Origin of the sequence: Gordonia sp. IITR100 (assembly GCF_002009645.1) — a bacterium.
GTDB classification, from domain to species: domain Bacteria; phylum Actinomycetota; class Actinomycetes; order Mycobacteriales; family Mycobacteriaceae; genus Gordonia; species Gordonia hongkongensis.
Genome location: NZ_MVKV01000008.1, coordinates 1 through 17,707, shown reverse-complemented (window position 1 = coordinate 17,707; position 17,707 = coordinate 1). Strand labels below are relative to the sequence as shown.

15 protein-coding genes and 1 pseudogene are annotated in these 17,707 nt (G+C 68.2%); 8 read left to right on the top strand and 8 right to left on the bottom strand.

Features of this window, described 5'->3' with window-relative positions:
* The first annotated feature begins 97 nt into the window (after nt 1–97).
* Nucleotides 98–1,597, top strand: a complete 1,500-nt coding sequence (locus B1818_RS13140; protein ID WP_078112990.1) for an aldehyde dehydrogenase — start codon at nt 98–100, stop codon at nt 1,595–1,597.
* A 194-nt stretch (nt 1,598–1,791) separates the two neighbouring features.
* On the opposite strand, the gene cydC is transcribed toward B1818_RS13140, so the two are convergent.
* The 5 genes from cydC to B1818_RS13115 form a co-directional block, all read right to left on the bottom strand.
* Nucleotides 1,792–3,504 carry a thiol reductant ABC exporter subunit CydC gene (gene cydC / locus B1818_RS13135; RefSeq protein WP_078112989.1) on the bottom strand — a complete coding sequence of 571 codons (1,713 nt, stop codon included), beginning with the start codon at nt 3,502–3,504 and terminating at the stop codon, nt 1,792–1,794.
* A complete protein-coding gene (gene cydD / locus B1818_RS13130; RefSeq protein WP_078112988.1) occupies nt 3,494–5,215 on the bottom strand; it encodes a thiol reductant ABC exporter subunit CydD in 1,722 nt (573 codons plus the stop codon). Before cydD ends, cydC begins: the two co-directional genes overlap by 11 nt.
* Entirely contained in the window at nt 5,212–6,294 is a 1,083-nt protein-coding gene (gene cydB, locus B1818_RS13125; protein WP_078112987.1) for a cytochrome d ubiquinol oxidase subunit II, read from the bottom strand. The genes cydD and cydB overlap by 4 nt, the downstream gene beginning before the upstream one ends.
* Before the next feature lie 12 nt (nt 6,295–6,306).
* Nucleotides 6,307–7,887, bottom strand: a complete 1,581-nt coding sequence (locus B1818_RS13120; protein WP_078112986.1) for a cytochrome ubiquinol oxidase subunit I — start codon at nt 7,885–7,887, stop codon at nt 6,307–6,309.
* 226 nt (nt 7,888–8,113) lie between these two features.
* A complete protein-coding gene (locus tag B1818_RS13115) occupies nt 8,114–8,983 on the bottom strand; it encodes an aminodeoxychorismate lyase (protein WP_065629161.1) in 870 nt (289 codons plus the stop codon).
* Between the two features lie 58 nt (nt 8,984–9,041).
* Here B1818_RS13115 and B1818_RS13110 point away from each other — a divergent pair, with 58 nt between their 5' ends.
* The 3 genes from B1818_RS13110 to B1818_RS13100 all read left to right on the top strand — a co-directional run bounded on the left by B1818_RS13110 (nt 9,042) and on the right by B1818_RS13100 (nt 11,174).
* Nucleotides 9,042–10,226 carry a folate-binding protein YgfZ gene (locus B1818_RS13110; RefSeq protein WP_078112985.1) on the top strand — a complete coding sequence of 395 codons (1,185 nt, stop codon included), beginning with the start codon at nt 9,042–9,044 and terminating at the stop codon, nt 10,224–10,226.
* Nucleotides 10,223–10,900 (top strand): MOSC domain-containing protein, encoded by a 678-nt coding sequence (locus B1818_RS13105; RefSeq protein ID WP_231742502.1) that lies wholly within the window; start codon nt 10,223–10,225, stop codon nt 10,898–10,900. The genes B1818_RS13110 and B1818_RS13105 overlap by 4 nt, the downstream gene beginning before the upstream one ends.
* Before the next feature lie 94 nt (nt 10,901–10,994).
* The gene (locus B1818_RS13100) at nt 10,995–11,174 is read left to right on the top strand and encodes a DUF3073 domain-containing protein (RefSeq protein ID WP_010842099.1); all 180 of its coding nucleotides are present in this window, start codon (nt 10,995–10,997) and stop codon (nt 11,172–11,174) included.
* 274 nt (nt 11,175–11,448) lie between these two features.
* On the opposite strand, the gene purM is transcribed toward B1818_RS13100, so the two are convergent.
* From purM to B1818_RS13085, 3 genes are all read right to left on the bottom strand, one after another.
* Nucleotides 11,449–12,555, bottom strand: a complete 1,107-nt coding sequence (gene purM / locus B1818_RS13095) for a phosphoribosylformylglycinamidine cyclo-ligase (protein ID WP_058252592.1) — start codon at nt 12,553–12,555, stop codon at nt 11,449–11,451.
* A gap of 97 nt (nt 12,556–12,652) precedes the next feature.
* A complete protein-coding gene (gene purF, locus B1818_RS13090) occupies nt 12,653–14,263 on the bottom strand; it encodes an amidophosphoribosyltransferase (protein ID WP_078112984.1) in 1,611 nt (536 codons plus the stop codon).
* Nucleotides 14,264–14,414: 151 nt separating this feature from the next.
* Nucleotides 14,415–14,822 carry a sterol carrier family protein gene (locus B1818_RS13085; protein ID WP_078112983.1) on the bottom strand — a complete coding sequence of 136 codons (408 nt, stop codon included), beginning with the start codon at nt 14,820–14,822 and terminating at the stop codon, nt 14,415–14,417.
* Nucleotides 14,823–14,877: 55 nt separating this feature from the next.
* Here B1818_RS13085 and B1818_RS13080 point away from each other — a divergent pair, with 55 nt between their 5' ends.
* The 4 genes and pseudogenes from B1818_RS13080 to B1818_RS13065 form a co-directional block, all read left to right on the top strand.
* A complete protein-coding gene (locus B1818_RS13080; protein WP_078112982.1) occupies nt 14,878–16,386 on the top strand; it encodes a hypothetical protein in 1,509 nt (502 codons plus the stop codon).
* 66 nt (nt 16,387–16,452) lie between these two features.
* Nucleotides 16,453–16,575, top strand: a complete 123-nt coding sequence (gene ykgO, locus B1818_RS13075) for a type B 50S ribosomal protein L36 (RefSeq protein ID WP_033205406.1) — start codon at nt 16,453–16,455, stop codon at nt 16,573–16,575.
* Nucleotides 16,576–16,627: 52 nt separating this feature from the next.
* A pseudogene (locus tag B1818_RS24745) lies at nt 16,628–16,738 on the top strand (NADPH-dependent oxidoreductase); the annotation flags it as partial.
* A 511-nt stretch (nt 16,739–17,249) separates the two neighbouring features.
* A partial coding sequence (locus tag B1818_RS13065; RefSeq protein ID WP_139363021.1) for a DUF222 domain-containing protein occupies nt 17,250–17,707 on the top strand: 458 nt, incomplete at its 3' end.

Genomic DNA, 17,707 nt, shown 5'->3' with positions numbered 1-17,707 from the left:
TCTAGTATTGCGTGTGCCGTAGTTCACACCTGTCCATCGGCGGCTGTCGGCCGCCCTCGCCCGGGCAGGGCCCCGTCCTCTGAGGAGCACACGCGTAATGACCGAGACCGTGGAGTCCCAACCCGCCACCCTCATCGGCGGGGGCGATCAACCCCAGTTGCTCATCGGCGGCCGATGGGCCGATCCCCATTCCACCGAGACCCTCGAGGTCCACTCCCCCGCCACCGGTGAGCGCGTCGGTTCGGTACCGCTCGCCGATGCCACCGACGTCGACGCCGCGGTCCGCGCGGCGCGCGCGGCCTTCGACTCCGGGGTCTGGAGTTCGACGCCGCCCGCACAGCGCGCCGACATCATCGCGAAGGTCGCTGATCTGATCGACGAGCGGGGCGACGAGATCACCGCGCTCGTATCCGCCGAGATGGGCGCGCCGCCGAGCGCGATCAGCACCCTCCAACAGCTCCCCGGCACCGGCGTCCTGCGCGCCTACGCCAACGCGGCCCGTGACTACCAGTGGGAGGAATACCGCACCGGCCTGTTCGGCACCACCCGCATCACCCGCGAACCGGTGGGCGTCGTCGGCGCGATCTGCGCCTGGAACGTCCCGCTGTTCATCACCTGCAACAAGATGGGTGCCGCACTGGCCGCGGGCTGCTCGGTGGTGCTCAAACCCGCACCCGAGACCCCCATGACCGGCAACTACGTCGCGCAGCTGTTCATCGAGGCGGGCGTTCCCGCCGAGGCGATCTCGGTGGTCACCGGTGGCACCGACACCGGGCAGGCGCTCGTCGCGCATCCCGACGTCGACAAGATCACCTTCACCGGTTCGACCGCGGCCGGCAAGGCGATCGGCGCCGCCTGCGCCCAGACCCTCAAGCGGTGTTCGCTCGAGCTGGGCGGCAAGTCGGCCGCCATCGTCCTCGATGACGTCGACCTCGCCGCGAACGCTTTCATGCTGACGTTCCTCGGCCTGTTCAACACGGGCCAGGCATGCGTCGCGCAGACGCGAATCCTGGTGCCGCGCAGCCGACAGGACGAGATCGTGGCCGCGATGGTCGAGGCCGCGAAGGCGATGAAGGTCGGGCTGCCGTCCGATCCGGAGGCCCAGCTCGGACCGCTGATCACCGAGAACCAGCGGAACAAGGTCGAGGAGTATGTCGAACTCGGCAAGAAGGCCGGCGCCACCGCGGTTCTCGAGAGCGAGCGGCCCGCCGGACTCGACTCCGGTTACTTCCTCACCCCCACGATCTTCACCGGCGTCACCAACGACATGGCCATCGCGCAGGAGGAGATCTTCGGGCCCGTGCTGTCGGTGATCGCCTACGACGACGTCGACGAGGCCATCGCCATCGCCAACGACTCGAGCTACGGACTCGCCGGCACGGTGTGGACGAACGACGTCGAGCGCGGTATCGAGATCTCCACCAAGATCCGCACCGGCACCTTCGGGATCAATTGGTACGCCATCGATCCCGAGTCACCGTTCGGCGGTTACAAGAACTCGGGCATCGGCCGTGAGAACGGCCGAGAAGGTCTCGAGTCCTTCCTCGAGCACAAGTCGACGATGCTGCCGATGGGATACGAGGTGTCCACGGGTTAGACCTCCCGCCTCTCACAGGGGGGAACCGGGGCCGGACGACGTGTACGTCCGGCCCCGGTTCTTGTTTCGTGCCCGCCCACAGGCAGAGAGCCGCTGACTATTGCTCCCTGAGGTGCGAGGAGCGATAGCGACGAGCCACGAAGGGCCTGGTGAGGCACGCTGCGGAGCCCTTCGTGGCTCGCTTCGCTCGCACCTCAGGGAGCAGGAAGGGGCCCGCCCGCCAACTCGAGCACCGCTACCGCACCAGTGTCGACCGGGCGCTGGTGGGTCACCACGACGACGATCCGGTCGGGCCCGAACAGGTCCCGTTCGATCCCCAGGAGGCGCCGCAACAGCTCGTCGGAGTCCGCCTCGTCCATATGCTCGGTCGGTTCGTCGAGCAGGACGACACGCCCGGGGTGCAGCAGTGCGCGGGCGAGCAGCAGTCGCCGCCGCTGCCCGCCGCTCATCGCATCGGCCCCACCGGTGAGGACGGTGTCCAGACCGTCGGGAAGTGCTGCGGCCCAGCGCTGCAGCCCGGCGGCCGCCAGCGCGGTGTCGATCTCCTCGTCGGTGATGTCACCGCGGGCGACGCGCAGGTTCTCGCGGACCGACGTCGAGAAGATGTGTGCCTCCTCGGCGAAATAGCATCCCGCCGAACGTGACCCGACAACCGAACCGTCGCCGACGTCGACCGCCTCGACGTCCCCGGCCATCGGCGGCAACAAACCGGCGAGGGTGAGGAGCAGCGTCGACTTCCCCGCCCCGCTCGGCCCGGTGACCACCAGACGCGAACCAGGTCGCAGGTCGAGATCCACGCCCGCCGCGGGACCGAGGATCTCCCGATCTCGGTGTCCCCAGCGCAATCCCGTGGTCGTCAGACGCACCGGAGACCGATACACCTCGGCGTCGGTCACATCGACCGTTCCGTCGGCGTGCGCCCCGTCCACCAGCGCCATGAGCCTGGCCGCACTCTGTCGGCTCCGCTCGATCTGCAGCCCGGCCTCGGTGAGCGGCGCGGTGGATTCGAAGGCCGACAGCGGCAGCAGGACGAGCACACCGAGGATCATCGGCGTCAGTCCAGCCCCCGAACTCACCCCGGCGAGCGAACCCGAGGTCGCCGAGGCCAATTCGACGGCGATGACGCATGCCGCGATCAGCGACGCACCCAGTGCCAGCGGAGTCGCCGCCGCGGCGGATGCCTGCCACCGGATACCCCGGTCCGTGGCGTCGAGATGGCGGCGATCCGCCGCTGCGGCCGCTGCCAGCGCGCGATGGCGTCTGCGTGCGACGACGAGTTCAGGCGCGTGCCACAGCGCCGTCGTGGCGGCCTCCGTGGCCTCGGACGCGGCCTGCGCGCCGTCGCGGATCGACCGGGCACCACCGCGTGCGGCCAGCCACGGCGCCACACCGCCGCTGACGGCCAGCGCGAGTGCGAGCACCACGGCCGCGGGCACCGAGACCAGCGCCATCACCACCACTGCCGCAAGCGATGTCGTGGCACCGATGCCGATCGGGATGAGGCCGCGGATGAGGGCGTTGCCGATCTCGTCGACGTCGTCACCGGTCCGGTTGAGCAGTTCACTCCGCCGCAACGTGACCGAGTAACCCGGTGCGCCCGACGCCAACGCCGTGTACACGCGCTGCCGCGCGGTGGCCATGGCCTGCAGGGCGAGATCGTGGGTCGCCAGCCGTTCCAGATAGCGGAACACTCCGCGCGAGATACCCAGCGCCCGGACCGCGGTGATCGCGACCGACAGGTACAGCACCGGCGGCATCTGCCACGCACGGGTGATGAGCCAGGCCGACAGCGCCGCCAGGAAGAGGGCCGAGAGCGAGCCGCCGACACCGAGCGCGAGCGCGGTGAGCGCGGGACGCCGGCGCAGGCCGAGGAAGCCCAGGGCCCGGATCAACGGATCACCGCGCATGGTCCACCTCCTCGGCCGTGCCCGCGGCTGCTGCGCCGGTGGCCGCCGGGAAGTCCACCACCCGGTCCGCGTACTCGCGGGCGACGCCCCGGTGCGCCACCACGACGACGGTGTCCCCGGCCCGAGCGCGATCGCGGAGTGCGGCGAACACGTCGCGCTCGGACGCCTCGTCGAGGTGGGCGGTCGGTTCGTCGAGCAGCAGCAGCGGCGCCGGCGAGGCGAGGACTCGGGTCAGGGCGAGGCGTTGCCGTTGTCCCGCGGAGAGCCCGACCCCGCCGGATCCCAGCACCGTGCCGAACCGGCCCGGCAGTTCACCCAGGACTGCGGCGAAGCCTGTTGCCGCGGAAACCGATTCGAAGGCGTCGCGGTCCAGCGCGCCGAACAGCTCCAGGTTCTCGGCGACCGTGCCCGGCACGATCACCGGTTGCTGGGGCAGCCAGGCGATCTGTTCGTGCAGCGCCGCCGGATCGGCCTGACCGACCGGGGTGGACCCGATCAGCACCGATCCCGCGTCTGGAGCGAGCAGGCCCATGATCGCCGCCAGCATCGTCGACTTGCCCGACCCGTTCGGTCCGGCGAACACGGTCAGCGCCCCGGGTTCGATCGTCGTGCGGAGGCACTCCGGTGCCCATCCGTCGCGCCCGTGGATGCCGACGTCGAGCACGGTGATCGGTTCGCCTGCGACGCTGACCCCGCGATTCCCGGTGGCGGACGGCGCGGCCGCGTCAGACGGCGGTGTGATGAGCTCGAAGACCTGCTCGGCTGCGGTGAGGCCGTCGGTGGAATTGTGGAACTGCATGCCGACCCGACGCAGCGGCAGGTAGGCCTCCGGCGCCAGGATCAACGCGAAAACGCCCGCGTACAACGACATCTCGCCATAGACCAGACGGAGACCGATCCCCACGGCGACCAGTGCGACGCAGAGCGTGGCCAGTAACTCGAGGACGGCGCCCGACAGGAACGCGACCCGCAGCGAACTCATCGTGCTGCGGCGGTGGGCTTCACCGAGTTCACCGACCCGAACCGCCGGGGCGCCGGCCCGGTTCAGTGCGCGCAACGTCGGCAATCCGGCGATGAGGTCGAGGAGCTGGGCACTCAGCCGGCTCATCGTCGCCAGCTTGCGTGTGGTGCGATCGCGCGTCATCAGTCCGACGAGCACCATGAACAGCGGGATGAGGGGCAGGGTGACGAGGATGATGAGCGCCGACGGCCAGTCGGCGAACGCGATGACCACCGTGACCGTCGGCGTCAGAACCACCGCGGCCACCAGGGCCGGTAGGTAGCCCGACAGATACGGCCCGAGGGCGTCCAGCCCGCGCAGGAGGACGGTGCTCGCGTGTTCGCGGATCGCCGTCAGCGATCGCGGCGACGTGCGGGCCGGATCGGTGAGGACATCGAGGGCCTCGGCACGCATCTCCGCGATCGCACGCTCGGCGGCGCGGTGCGCGTATCGGTCGTGTCCGTATGCCATCGCGGCCCGGGCCGCCAGTGCTGCGGCCAACACGGTCAGGTGAACGCCCTGCGCGGCGAATGACCGCGCCCCGGGCGACACGATCAGTTCGGAGACGATCGACGCCACCATCGCGGCCACCACAATGATCGCGACCACCTCGGCCACCGCGAACGCCGCGGTGACCCCGACATACCGCCGCGTCGTCGGCGAATACCGCAGCAGCCGGGGGTCGAGCGGGGGCCGGGCGGTGCGTCTCACTTGCTCGGGATTCGCAACGACGGAAGTCCGGCCGGGTCCGGGATGTGCGCGACCGACAGTCGCTTTCGGAACACCCAATAGGTCCAGGCCTGGTAGCCCATCACCACCGGGGTGATGAGCACGGCCGCCCACGTCATGATCGTAAGGGTGTAATCGCTCGACGACGTGTTCTCGATGGTGAGGTTCCACTGCGGATTCAGAGTCGACGGAATCGTGTTCGGGAAGAGCTCGGCGAACAGCGTGGCGACCGTGCCGGCGATCGCGATGCAGGTGAACATGAATGCGTAACCCTCGCGGCGGATCTGGGTGGCGGCCACCATGCCCACCGCGGCGACGGCGGCGATGAGCACCGGAATCCAGGTCCACGAGCTGCCGTAGGCGAACTGGGTCCACAGCAGGAACACGGCGGCCACGATCAGTGTCGGCCAGGCCAGCCGGGCAGCGTAGCGAGCCGAATCCTCCTGCAGCACACCGGAGGTCTTCAGCGAGATGAACACCGCCCCGTGGGTGAGGAACGCGAGCAGGGTCGTGGCGCCGCCGAGCAGGGCATACGGGTTGAGGAGGTTGAAGAACCCACCCGTGTACTGGGCGTCGGCGTCGATCGGGAGCCCGCGCACGATGTTGGCGAACGCCACACCCCACAGGATCGCCGGAATCCACGAACCCAGCCCGATTCCGACGTCGCACCACACGCGCCAGCGGGGGTTGTTGATCTTGCCCCGCCACTCGATCGCGCAGACCCGCACGATGAGCCCGATGAGGATGAGGAACAGCGGAAGGTAGAACGCACTGAACATGGTTGCGTACCAACCGCCGAAGGCCGCGAACAACGCCGCTCCCGCGGTGATGAGCCAGACCTCGTTGCCGTCCCAGACCGGGCCGATGGTGTTGAGGAGCGCGCGGCGACGTTTGTCGGGGTCGGCTTCGGGATCGTCGGCGGCGACCTTGTCGTCGCCACCGGTGTGACTCGAACCGAGGATCGGCATCAGCATGCCGACGCCGAAGTCGAAGCCCTCCAGGACGAAATACCCGACGAACAGGAACGCGATGACCAGGAACCAGATTTCTTCGAGACTCATGAGCACGCTCCTCTAGTATGCGAACGAGAGCTGTTTGGGTTCATCGGAATCGGACTCGTCGTCGGTGTGGCCCGGCGGTCGCGCATCGTGTGCGGCCGGACCCTCGATGACATAGCGCCGCTGCAGCATGAACCACACGACGCCGAGGGCGCCGTAGAGCAGCGTGAACCCGATCAGCGTGACGAGCACGGTGCTCGCCGAATGGTTGGAGACACCGTTCTGCACCAGCATGCTGATCCGGAGCGGGTCGAGGTCGTCCTCCCAGTTGGGCGCCACGACCCACGGCTGGCGTCCCATCTCGGTGAAGATCCAGCCGGAACTGTTGGCCAGGAACGGCGTCGGGATCATCAACAGGGCGATGAAGCCGAAGCGTCTGGATTCGACCACCCGCTTACGGCGCGTGAACCACAGTCCGCCCAAGGCCACGACCACCGAGCCGAGCGCCCAGGTGATCATCGCCCGGAAGCCCCAGTAGGTCACGAAGAGGTTGGGTGCGAAGTTCTGGTTCGCCGGCACGTTCGGCTGTCCGGCGAAGGCCCGGGTGTACTGCTCCTGTAGTTCCTCGACGCCCTGCAGAGTCGAATCGAAGTCGTGATTCGCGAGGAACGACAGCATCTTCGGGATCTCGATGACGTGTTCGATGTTCTCGCAGTTGTTCTGGCGGCCGATCGACAGAACCGAGAAACCCGGACCCGTCTCGGTCTCGCACAGCGACTCCGCGGACGCCATCTTCATCGGCTGCTGTTTGAACATGATCTGCGCCTGGAGGTCCCCGGTGATGAACAGCGCGACACCGGAGACGATGGTGATCCACAACGCGAGTCTCGTGACCGGCCGCCAGAGGTCGCGGGCGTCCTTCTCGAGGTCCTCGGGTGTGGCGTCGACGTGGCTCGGCGAGGTGCTGTCCGGGATCTCGGACAGGTCACCGGTGTCCGCGGCCTCGCGGATCTTCTTGGCCCGCCATGAGTTCCGCGCCATCCACCAGATGCCGATGGCCGCGACGAAGGTACCGGCGGTGAGGAAGGCGCCGGCGATGACGTGCGGGAAGGCCGCCAGGGTCGTGTTGTTGGTGAGCACCGCGACGAAGTCGTTCATGGCAGGCCGGCCGCGTTCGTCATCCCATGTGACGCCGACGGGGTGCTGCATCCACGAGTTCGCGGCGATGATGAAATACGCCGACGCGTTCACACCGATGGCGGCCAACCAGATACAGGCCAGGTGCACGCGGCGCGGCAGGCGGTCCCAGCCGAAGATCCAGAGCCCGATGAACGTCGATTCGAGGAAGAAGGCGACGAGACCCTCCAGGGCCAGTGGCGCGCCGAAGACATCGGCGACGAACCGGCTGTACTCGCTCCAGTTCATGCCGAACTGGAACTCCTGGACGATGCCGGTCGCGACACCGAGCGCGAAGTTGATCAGGAAGAGCTTGCCGAAGAACTTCGTGGCGCGCAGCCACTGCTCGTTGCCGGTGACATGCCACACCGTCTGCATCACCGCGATCATCGGCGCGAGGCCGATCGTCAACGGCACCAGGATGAAGTGGTAGACGGTCGTGATCCCGAATTGCCATCTGGAGACGTCCAGAGCGTCCATATCGCCTCGAATCGAGTTGCCGGCCCCCGGGCTGCGGGGGCAAGGTCGAAACCTGCCGGGTACCTACTACTAGCGGTAGTAGTAGGTCGTAGGCGCGACGTTACGCCTGGTCACCGGGCCCTTACAAGCGCCAAAGGTCCCGCCGACCAGTTCGAAGCGGTGTCTTCCCTCTCACCCACGCGGGTGTGTGCCCCAGGCGGACGAGATCAGGTGGGGGTGACCGGGATCAATTGTCGTCCACCGAGATGGCCCGGTCGACCAGATCGGTGAACTTCGCGGCGTCCGCGGCGAGCGGCATCACGTACCGGTTGAGATGGGTGACCCGCGCCGCGAGGGTCACGCTGCTCACCAGCCAGACCGAGTCGGCCGCCACCAGATCCTCGGGCCGTAGGACGTCGGTCTTGGTCGTCCAACCCTCCTGTTCCGCGACATCGAAAACCGCACGCACGGTGGTCGACTCGAGAATCCCGATCTCGGTCGGCGGTGTGACCAGGGTGTCGGAGTACACGGCGACGACCGTGGCTCGGGGCCCTTCGAGGACGGCGCCCTCGCTGCTGACGAAGATCACGTCGTCGAAGCCCTCGGCCGACGCGTGGCGCAGGGCCGCCATGTTCGTGGCGTAGCTGAGGGTCTTCGCGCCGAGGAGCTGCCAGGGCGCCGTGGCGGCGAGGTCGATCGAGAAGCCGCGAGCGAGGGTGACCACCCGGACACCGTCCGCACGCGCCGCCGACACCCGGTCGGGCACCGCGTCGACGGTGACGTACGCGGTCGGCGCCGAACCGTGCTCGCGTCCGCGGGAGTAGACGAGCCGCAGCAGTGCCTCACCCGACGACCCGTGCTTCTCCGTCCACGCCTGCGTCGCGGTCTCGATCACCGCCCGCCACTCGTCGAGATCGGGCTTGTCGAGTTCCATCGCGGCCGCACTCCGGGCCAGTCGCTCGAGATGCAGTCGGACGCATCGCGCCCGGCCGCCGCGCACGAGAAGCGTCTCGAAGATGCCGTCACCGCGCACCGCGGCCAGGTCGTCGGCGTGGAGGAAGGGAGCGTCGGCATCGTGTCGGGTGCCGTCGAGGGAGACAAGGATCGAATCCGCCATGGATAGAAGGTTGTCATGCGTCGCAGCCCCGCGCCGAATCGACCCGTAGAATCGACGCGTGAGCCGCTCACCCATCCTGACCAGGCATTCCGAGGGCGGGGCGGTGCCCGGCCCCGGCGACCTCCTCTCCGCCGACACCGCGTGGCACTACGGCGACCCCCTCGGCGAACAACGAGCCGCACAACGTGGCGTGATCATCGTCGACAGGTCCGACCGCGCCGTTCTCGAGATCGCCGGCGCCGAACGCCTGACCTGGCTGCACACCATCAGCAGCCAGCACATCGCCACCCTCGCCGACCGGTCGAGCGCCGAAGACCTCTCTCTCGACCTCAACGGTCGTGTCGAAGAGCATTTCGTCCTCACCGACATCGACGGCGTGGCGTGGATCGACACCGAGGGTTCGCGCGGCGGACCGCTGCTCGACTTCCTGACCAAGATGGTGTTCTGGGCCAAGGCCGAACCCGCCGCGCGTTCGGACATGAAGGTCCTGACGCTGATCGGGCCCGGGGCCCTCGACGGTCCGGTCGCCGATCTCCTGGAGGTCGGCGCGGACGCCGTGGTGTACCAGGCGGGCGGGTTGCCCGAGTCGCACCACGAGGACGAACCGCTCGGCTTCTGGCGGCGCATGCCCCCGCTCGGCGAGGACCGGGACCTGCCGGTCGTCGACCTCGTGGTGCCCGAGTACGTGCTGACCCGCTGGTGGGACACGCTGACCGAGGCCGGCGCGCGTATGGCCGGCAGCTGGGCTTTCGAAGCCCTGCGCGTGGCCGCCCGCCGACCCCGGCTCGGCGCCGACACCGACGAACGCACGATCCCGCACGAGGCCGACTGGATCGGCGGTCCGGACGAGTTCGGCGCGGTCCACCTGGACAAGGGTTGCTACCGCGGCCAGGAGACCGTCGCCCGCGTACACAACCTCGGCAAGTCGCCTCGACGGCTGGTCCTGCTGCATCTGGACGGGAGCGTCGACGAGCGACCTGTCCCCGGCGACCCGGTCACCGCCGGCGGACGGACCGTCGGCCGGGTGGGCACGGTCGTCGACCACCATGAGTGGGGTCCCATCGCACTGGCACTCGTCAAGCGCAACGTCGGCGCCGACGTGGAGTTGTCGGTCGGGGCCGAGTCCGCCGTCAGCGCGCGGATCGATCCGGATTCGATCCGCGACGACGATCGGGTCCAGGCGGGACGCGCGGCCGTGGAACGACTCCGCAGCGGTTCGGCGGCGCCGGGACGCAACGGTTGAGCACGGGTGTGGTGCTGGCCGTGTGCGCGGCCGGCGACGACGTGATCCTCGAGGGAATCGGCCCCTCCGCCATCGACAAGCGGCCCCGCAGCGGGCGCCTCGACGTCGACGAACTCGGTCTCGTCGACGACCACGTGGGTAACAAGCGACACCACGGCGGCGTCGATCAGGCGGTGTACGCCTACGCCGATCCCGAGGCGCGCCGATGGGCCGACGAGCTCGGACGTGAGCTTCCTTACGGATGGTTCGGGGAGAACCTGCGCATCGACGGGATGGCGGTCACCGATGCGGTCGTCGGGGAGCGATGGGAAGTCGGCACCGACGGGCTGGTCCTCGAGGTGACCATCCCTCGCGTCCCCTGCAAGACCTTCGCGGTGTGGGCGGGCGAGCCACGGTGGATGAAGCGGTTCCTGGCGCAGGCAGATTTCGGCACCTACCTGCGCGTTGTCCGCAACGGCACGGTGGCGCAGGGCGATCGGATCACCGTCGTTTACCGCCCCGATCATGGCGTGCGGTCGCGTGATCTGCTCGCCGGCGGTGACGTCGAGGCGATCCGGTCGTTGCTCGCGCAGGACGATCTACCCGCCAAGGTCCGTCGCGAGGCGACCAAGATGGTGAACAAGTCGGAAAGACGCGTCGGCGCGGCAACACAGGGTGGACAACACAAATCCTAGAGGCGCGCTAGACTGGTCCCCACGACAGAATTACTTCAAGAGAACGGGGCCGCCAATTGTTTGGCCGCCCCGTCATTGTGCGAGGGGGTCCCATATGGGCCGCGGCCGGGCAAAGGCAAAGCAGACGAAGGTTGCACGTCAGCTGAAGTACTCCACTCCGAACACCGACCTGGAAAGCTTGCAGCGTGAGCTCTCCGGACAGGGCGATCCGGTTGTAGAACGACCGGATCCGGTGGACGACTGGGTGGACGAAGAGGAGTGGCGACGCGCTTGACGCGCACACTCTTCGGGCGTTGATCTCTCGACGCCCGGGATCACCCCACATTTTCTCCGCATGAGCGGACCCGCGGCGACGCGGGACCATGACTTCGTACGCACCACCCGTTTCTGATGGGTGGTGCGCGCTCATGCGACCGTTCCGGGGTGATCACGTCATCATCAGATGCCGACGCCCGCCGAGGGAATCCCTCCGGCGGGCGTCGGTGTTGTGTGCGCGGCGGCTCCCCCGCTCCAATGTTCCTGCGAGAGTTGCGGATTCACCGATCGCGCTAGAAGCGCGGGTGCTCCCCGAGCAGGGTGACGCGAGAGTCGTTGTCCGAGCGGTCACTCGCGCGCTTGACGGTGCCGAGGACCCAGTTGTCGACGTGCCTTGCCGTCAGCACGGCCTGCGCGCGGTCGGTGTCCTCCGGCGCGACGACCGCCACCATGCCGACGCCCATGTTGAAGGTGCGTTCCATCTCGAGCTGTTCGACCCGACCGCGCTGACCGATGAGCGCGAAGATCGGGGCCGGCGTCCACGTGTTGCGCTCGAGCTCGGCCACGAGCCCGTTCGGGATCACGCGCGCGAGGTTCTCGGCGAGGCCGCCGCCGGTGATGTGCGCGAAAGTACGCACATCCGCCTCGGCGATCAGGGCCAGGCAGTCGCGGGCGTAGATCCGGGTCGGCTCGAGCAGCTCCTCCCCCAGGGTGCGACCGAACTCCTCGACGTGGCCGAACAGGTCCATGTGGCCCCACTCGAGCAGCACCTTGCGGGCGAGCGAATACCCGTTGGAATGCAATCCCGACGACCCCATGCCGATGACGACGTCACCGGCGCGGACGCGGTCCGGGGTGAGCACGTTGTCGGCCTCGACGACACCGACCGCGGTGGCGGACATGTCGTAGTGGTTGTCCTGCATCAGGCCGGGGTGTTCGGCGGTCTCGCCGCCGAGCAGGGCGCAACCGGCTTCGACGCAACCGTCGGCGATGCCGGCGACGATCTGGGCCACCGTTTCGGGGACCACCTTGCCGACCGCTATGTAGTCCTGCAGGAACAGCGGCTCGGCGCCGCAGACGACCAGGTCGTCAACACACATCGCGACGAGATCGCGGCCGACGGTGTCGTGCTTGTCGATGGCCTGCGCAACGGCGAGCTTGGTGCCGACGCCGTCGCTGGCAGCGGCCAGGACCGGCTCCCGATAGTTGCCCTTGAGTGCGAACAGGCCGGAGAAGCCGCCGATCCCGCCGAGAACCTCCGGGCGAGACGCACGCTTGGCATGGGGCGCGATGAGTTCCACAGCCCGCTCACCGGCGTCGATGTCGACCCCGGCCGCCGCATACGACGCCGGTGTCGAGGTCCCGGCCGTCTCGTCGGCAGCAGCATCCCGCTCCGTCATCACCGCAGCACTCCCGTTCCAGAAAATCTCGGTCGAACGTTGTTTCCGGCGTGTTCGCCGACGGGTCATACGGTACCGGAGGGCCTGCGGCACGAAATCAGGGCCGCATGACCGCGCTGACGTTGTCGTTCGGCTGGGTCAGCGGGTCCACCGAGCGGTCGCCGGCCGCGCTCGCCAGCATCTGTTCGAGGACCGCCTTGCCCATCGAGGTCTCCTTGGGCAGCTCGATCGGGTACTTGCCGTCGAAGCACGCAGCGCAGAGGGTTGACGCGGCCTGGCCGGTGGAGTTGATCATCTCGTCGATGCTGATGTAGCCCAGCGAATCCGCACCGATGGCCTGGCGAACACCCTCGACCATCCCGGCCTCGGACTCCATGCCGTTGGCGATCAGTTCCGCCGGCGACGCGAAGTCGATCCCGTAGAAACACGGCCACCGGACCGGGCTCGACGCGATGCGGACGTGCACCTCGGCGGCGCCGGCCTCACGCAGCATCCGGATGAGCGCGCGCTGGGTGTTGCCGCGCACGATCGAGTCGTCGACGACGACGAGCCGTTTGCCGCGGATCACCTCGCGCAACGGATTGAGCTTCAGGCGGATACCGAGCTGGCGGATCGTCTGCGACGGCTGGATGAAGGTACGACCGACGTAAGCGTTCTTCATCAGTCCCTGGCCGTACGGAATCCCGGATTCCTGGGCGAATCCGACGGCCGCCGGCACGCCCGACTCCGGTACCGGGATGACCAGGTCACCGTCGGCGGGGTGTTCCTTGGCGAGTCGGCGACCGATCTCGACGCGGGTCGAGTGCACCGAGCGGCCGTGGATGACCGAGTCGGGACGGGCGAGATAGACGTATTCGAAGACGCACCCGCTGGGGGTCGGCTCGGCGAAGCGCGTGCTGCGCACGCCGTCGGCGTCGATGGCCAGCAGCTCGCCCGGCTCGATGTCGCGGACGAACGACGCACCCACGATGTCGAGGGCGGCGGTCTCCGAGGCGACGACCCAGCCGCGGTCGAGGCGGCCGAGTGACAGCGGGCGCACCCCATGCGGATCGCGCGCGGCGTAGAGCGTGTGCTCATCCATGAAGGTCAGGCAGAACGCGCCCTTGAGGGTGGGCAGCAGTTCCATCGCGGCCTGCTCGATCGAGCTGTCCGCGGCGCCGTGCGCGAGGAGCGCACCGACGACATCGGAGTCCGACGTCGCTGTCGAACTCTTGATCCCCTGCTCGCGCGCACGCGCCGCGAGGTCCGCGGTGTTGACCAGGTTGCCGTTGTGGCCCAGGGCCACGCCGGTCCCGGCGTCGGTGGTGCGGAAGATCGGCTGCGAGTTCTCCCAGGTCGTCGAGCCGGTGGTGGAGTACCGGCAGTGGCCGATCGCCACATGCCCGCTCATCGCACCCAGGGTCTGCTCGTCGAAGACCTGGCTGACGAGTCCGAGGTCCTTGAACACGACCACCTGGCTGCCGTCGCCGACGGCGATGCCCGCGGCTTCCTGGCCGCGGTGCTGCAGGGCGTAGAGGCCGTAGTAACTCAGCTTGGCGACGTCCTCGCCGGGCGCCCAGACACCGAAGACACCGCATTCCTCGCGCGGTTCGTTCTCGGGTTCGTCCAGCGGGGCCGGATTGATCGCACCCGAGCCGCGTGCGGAGCATCCGCCCGCCGGCGTCGTGGCAGCGAGCAGGTTCATGTGGGCGATCGAATGATCAGGCATCGACTAGCTCCCTGGGGCTGCGAATCGGTCCGTCGAGTGGGCTGGGAGACATGCGTGAGTTTACGGGTCGGTCGGCTCCCGATGCGAATCTTCCAGCGGTGTCGACCGGCGGGTCATTCCCGACGCCCCGGTCGAGTGATGCACCACACTCCTACTCCCGGTCGCCCGGCGGGCCGATCGGGTTGAGCGGCAGCAGGTCGGCGATGAGTGCCGCGCGATGCCCGGACGCATCCATCAGGCCCGCGGCGAGGGCGTCGTCGTAGGTGAGGACACCGGTGACGAGGAGCAGCCAGGTCCGCGGCGCCATCTCGACGACGTTCGGCGGCGTTCCGCGGGTGTGACGGGGACCTTCGATGCACTGGACCGCGACGAACGGTGGCACCCGGACCTCGACCGAGTTCCCGGGGGCGAGCTGCTCGAGTGTTCGGGCCGATCGACGGACGGCGTCGGCGAGGGCGGCGCGTCCCGGGGTCGGCACGGTCGGGTCGACGAGCCAGTCCGAGACGGCCAGCACCGCGGCCCGGACCTCGGCGGGGTCCACTCTCCTGCGTGGTGGCACCCTGCCATCTTCGCAAGAGGGTTCGCGCCGATGCGGATCGGGCAGTATTGACCGCATGGGAGCCGAGGTGTCCAAACAGCAGTTCACCGGCGAGGACCGGGTTCGTTTCCGGCGTCAGGTGGGTCGCGGCACGGAAGCGATCGCGCGGATGCTCGCCGACGGGCTGTTCACCGACCAGGGCCGTCCGCCGAAGCCGTTGCTCGGCATGGAGGTCGAACTGAACCTCGTCGACGAGGCCATGCAGCCCGCGATGGCGAACGCCGCCGTCCTCGAGGCGATCGCCGATCCGGACTATCAGACCGAACTCGGCCAGTTCAACATCGAGATCAACGTCTCGCCGCGACCGTTCACGACCGACGACACGATCTCGCTCGAGCAGGCCCTGCGGACGTCGCTCAACCGGGCCGAGCAGCGGGCCGCACAGACGTCGAGCCACCTGGTCATGATCGGCATGTTGCCGACACTGAAGTCCGAACACTTCGCGCATCACTGGATTTCGGCGAACCCGCGCTACGACCTGCTGAACGAGCAGATCTTCGCCGCCCGCGGCGAGGATCTCGAGATCGACATCACCGGCGTCCCGCTGACCGATGGACACCACACCGAGCACCTGCGCACCTCGACCGATTCGATCCTGCCCGAGGCGGCCTGCACCTCACTACAGCTACACCTGCGGGTGGCGCCGGAAGACTTCGCCTCGCACTGGAATGCGGCACAGGCCATCGCCGGGGTGCAGGTCGCGCTGGCCGGGAACTCGCCGTTCCTCGCCGAGACCGCGTTGTGGCACGAGAGCCGCATCCCGGTCTTCGAACAGGCCACCGACACCCGGCCGCTGGAACTGAAGAACCAGGGTGTCCGGCCGCGAGTGTGGTTCGGAGAGCGGTGGATCAACACGATCTTCGACCTCTTCGAGGAGAACACGCGCTACTTCCCCGCGCTCCTCCCCGTCTGCACCGACACCGACCCGCTCGCCGAGCTCGACGACGGACGCATCCCCACCCTCGACGAACTGCGTCTGCACAACGGGACCGTCTACCGCTGGAACCGTCCGGTCTACGACATCCACGAGGGACAGGCCCACCTGCGCGTCGAGAACCGCGTGCTGCCCGCCGGTCCCACGGTCGTCGACACGATGGCCAACGCCGCCTTCTACTACGGCGTCGTCCGAGGCCTCGTCGAGTCCGACCGTCCGCTGTGGTCGCGGATGTCCTTCAACGCCGCCGCCGAGAACCTGCAGTCCGGCGCCCGCACCGGCATGGAGTCGCAGCTCTACTGGCCCGACGTCGGCTGGGTGCGACCCGACGAACTCGTCCTGCGCCGACTTCTGGCGCTCGCCGAAGACGGGCTGCGCCGGTTCGGCGTCTCCGACAAGGCCCGCAAGCGCTACCTGTCGGTCATCGAGGGACGCTGCATCTCCCGCCAGACCGGGTCGGTCTGGCAACGCCATGCGGTCGCAGTCCGCGAACGCGCGGGTGAGAGCCGGACACAGGCGCTGCACGGGATGCTCCGCGACTACGTGACCCAGATGCACGAGGGCGAGCCGGTGCACACCTGGGAGGTCTGACACCCGCCTCGGCGTTCGGCAACGGACCTTGCTTTAATGGAAACAATTTCCATTAAGGAGGCTCCGTTGAAGGTCCGTGCATCCATCCGGTCGTTGAAGAACCAACCCGGTTCACAAGTGGTCAAGCGCAAGGGGCGCATCTATGTGATCAACAAGGGCAACCCCAGATTCAAGGCGCGCCAGGGCTGATCGCCGTCGGGCGGCGGCCCCGCCCGCGGGCACCGGCAACCTCGAATCCACGATCGTCGGTTTCGTCGACACCGCGCTCGCCGCCCAGAACGCGGTCGTCGCCGCCGAATCCCTGGAATTCGGAACGGTGTTCGTCGGGTCGATCCGCAACCACCCCCTGGCGGTGGCCGACGAACTCGGCCTACCCGACCATGCGGTCGCGACCTTCGGTCTGGCGATCGGACGACCCGATCCGACCGAGCCCGCGGGTATCAAACCCCGCCTGCCCCAAGCGGCGGTTCTCCACCACGAGACCTACGACGCCGAGTCTGCGGACTCCCACGTCGAGGCCTACGACGAGGTCCTGTCCGGTTACAACCGTCGGTATGGTCTCGAGGGAGACTGGAGCACAAGGGTTCTCGCTCGTCTCGCCCATGCCGAGTCGTTACACTTGCCGGGAGCGACTGCGTGCGCAACTCGAGGCACGCGGGCTGCCGTCGTGGTGATCGTGTTCGCTGACCCAACCGACAATACTCATCGCCCCGCCGAATCCTACCGGTCGCCACCGACAAGCTCCCGCAGCACAATGAATCTGATTCACATTGCCGGGCAATTGTTTTCGTGGTCAGACCTGCCGAACTCGTGTACACTCGAACGTACATTCGCAGCAACGGTTCTCGGGGGAGGTGACCGTCATGCCCAGCACCACACCACTCGCCGACCACGGTTCGCCCGTGTCTCGCGCGGCCAAACTCGTCGCCGAACTACACGCGAACCTCGACGAACTACAGACCGTCGACTTGTCCTCGTGCACCGACGAAGAACTGATCGACGTCGCCTCTGCCACCGAACGTGCCATTGCGCGGTTGACCGTTGCCGGTGACCGGCAGATCGATCAGGCCGTGGCTCGTGATCTGCCACGCAAGGCCGGCTGCCGCACCCTCATGCAGTTCATGACCCACCGGCTGCGGGTGTCGAACCCGATGCGTCGTCGTAAGCACATGGACGCCACCGCCCACCGGACCAGCCTCGGCGGCGAGGTCCTCCCACCCGAATACCCCTGCCTCGCCGAAGCTTTCGCGCAAGGCACGGTCGGCACCGCACACGTACAAGCCACCCTCGACGTCCTCGACCGCATCCCCGGCACCATCGA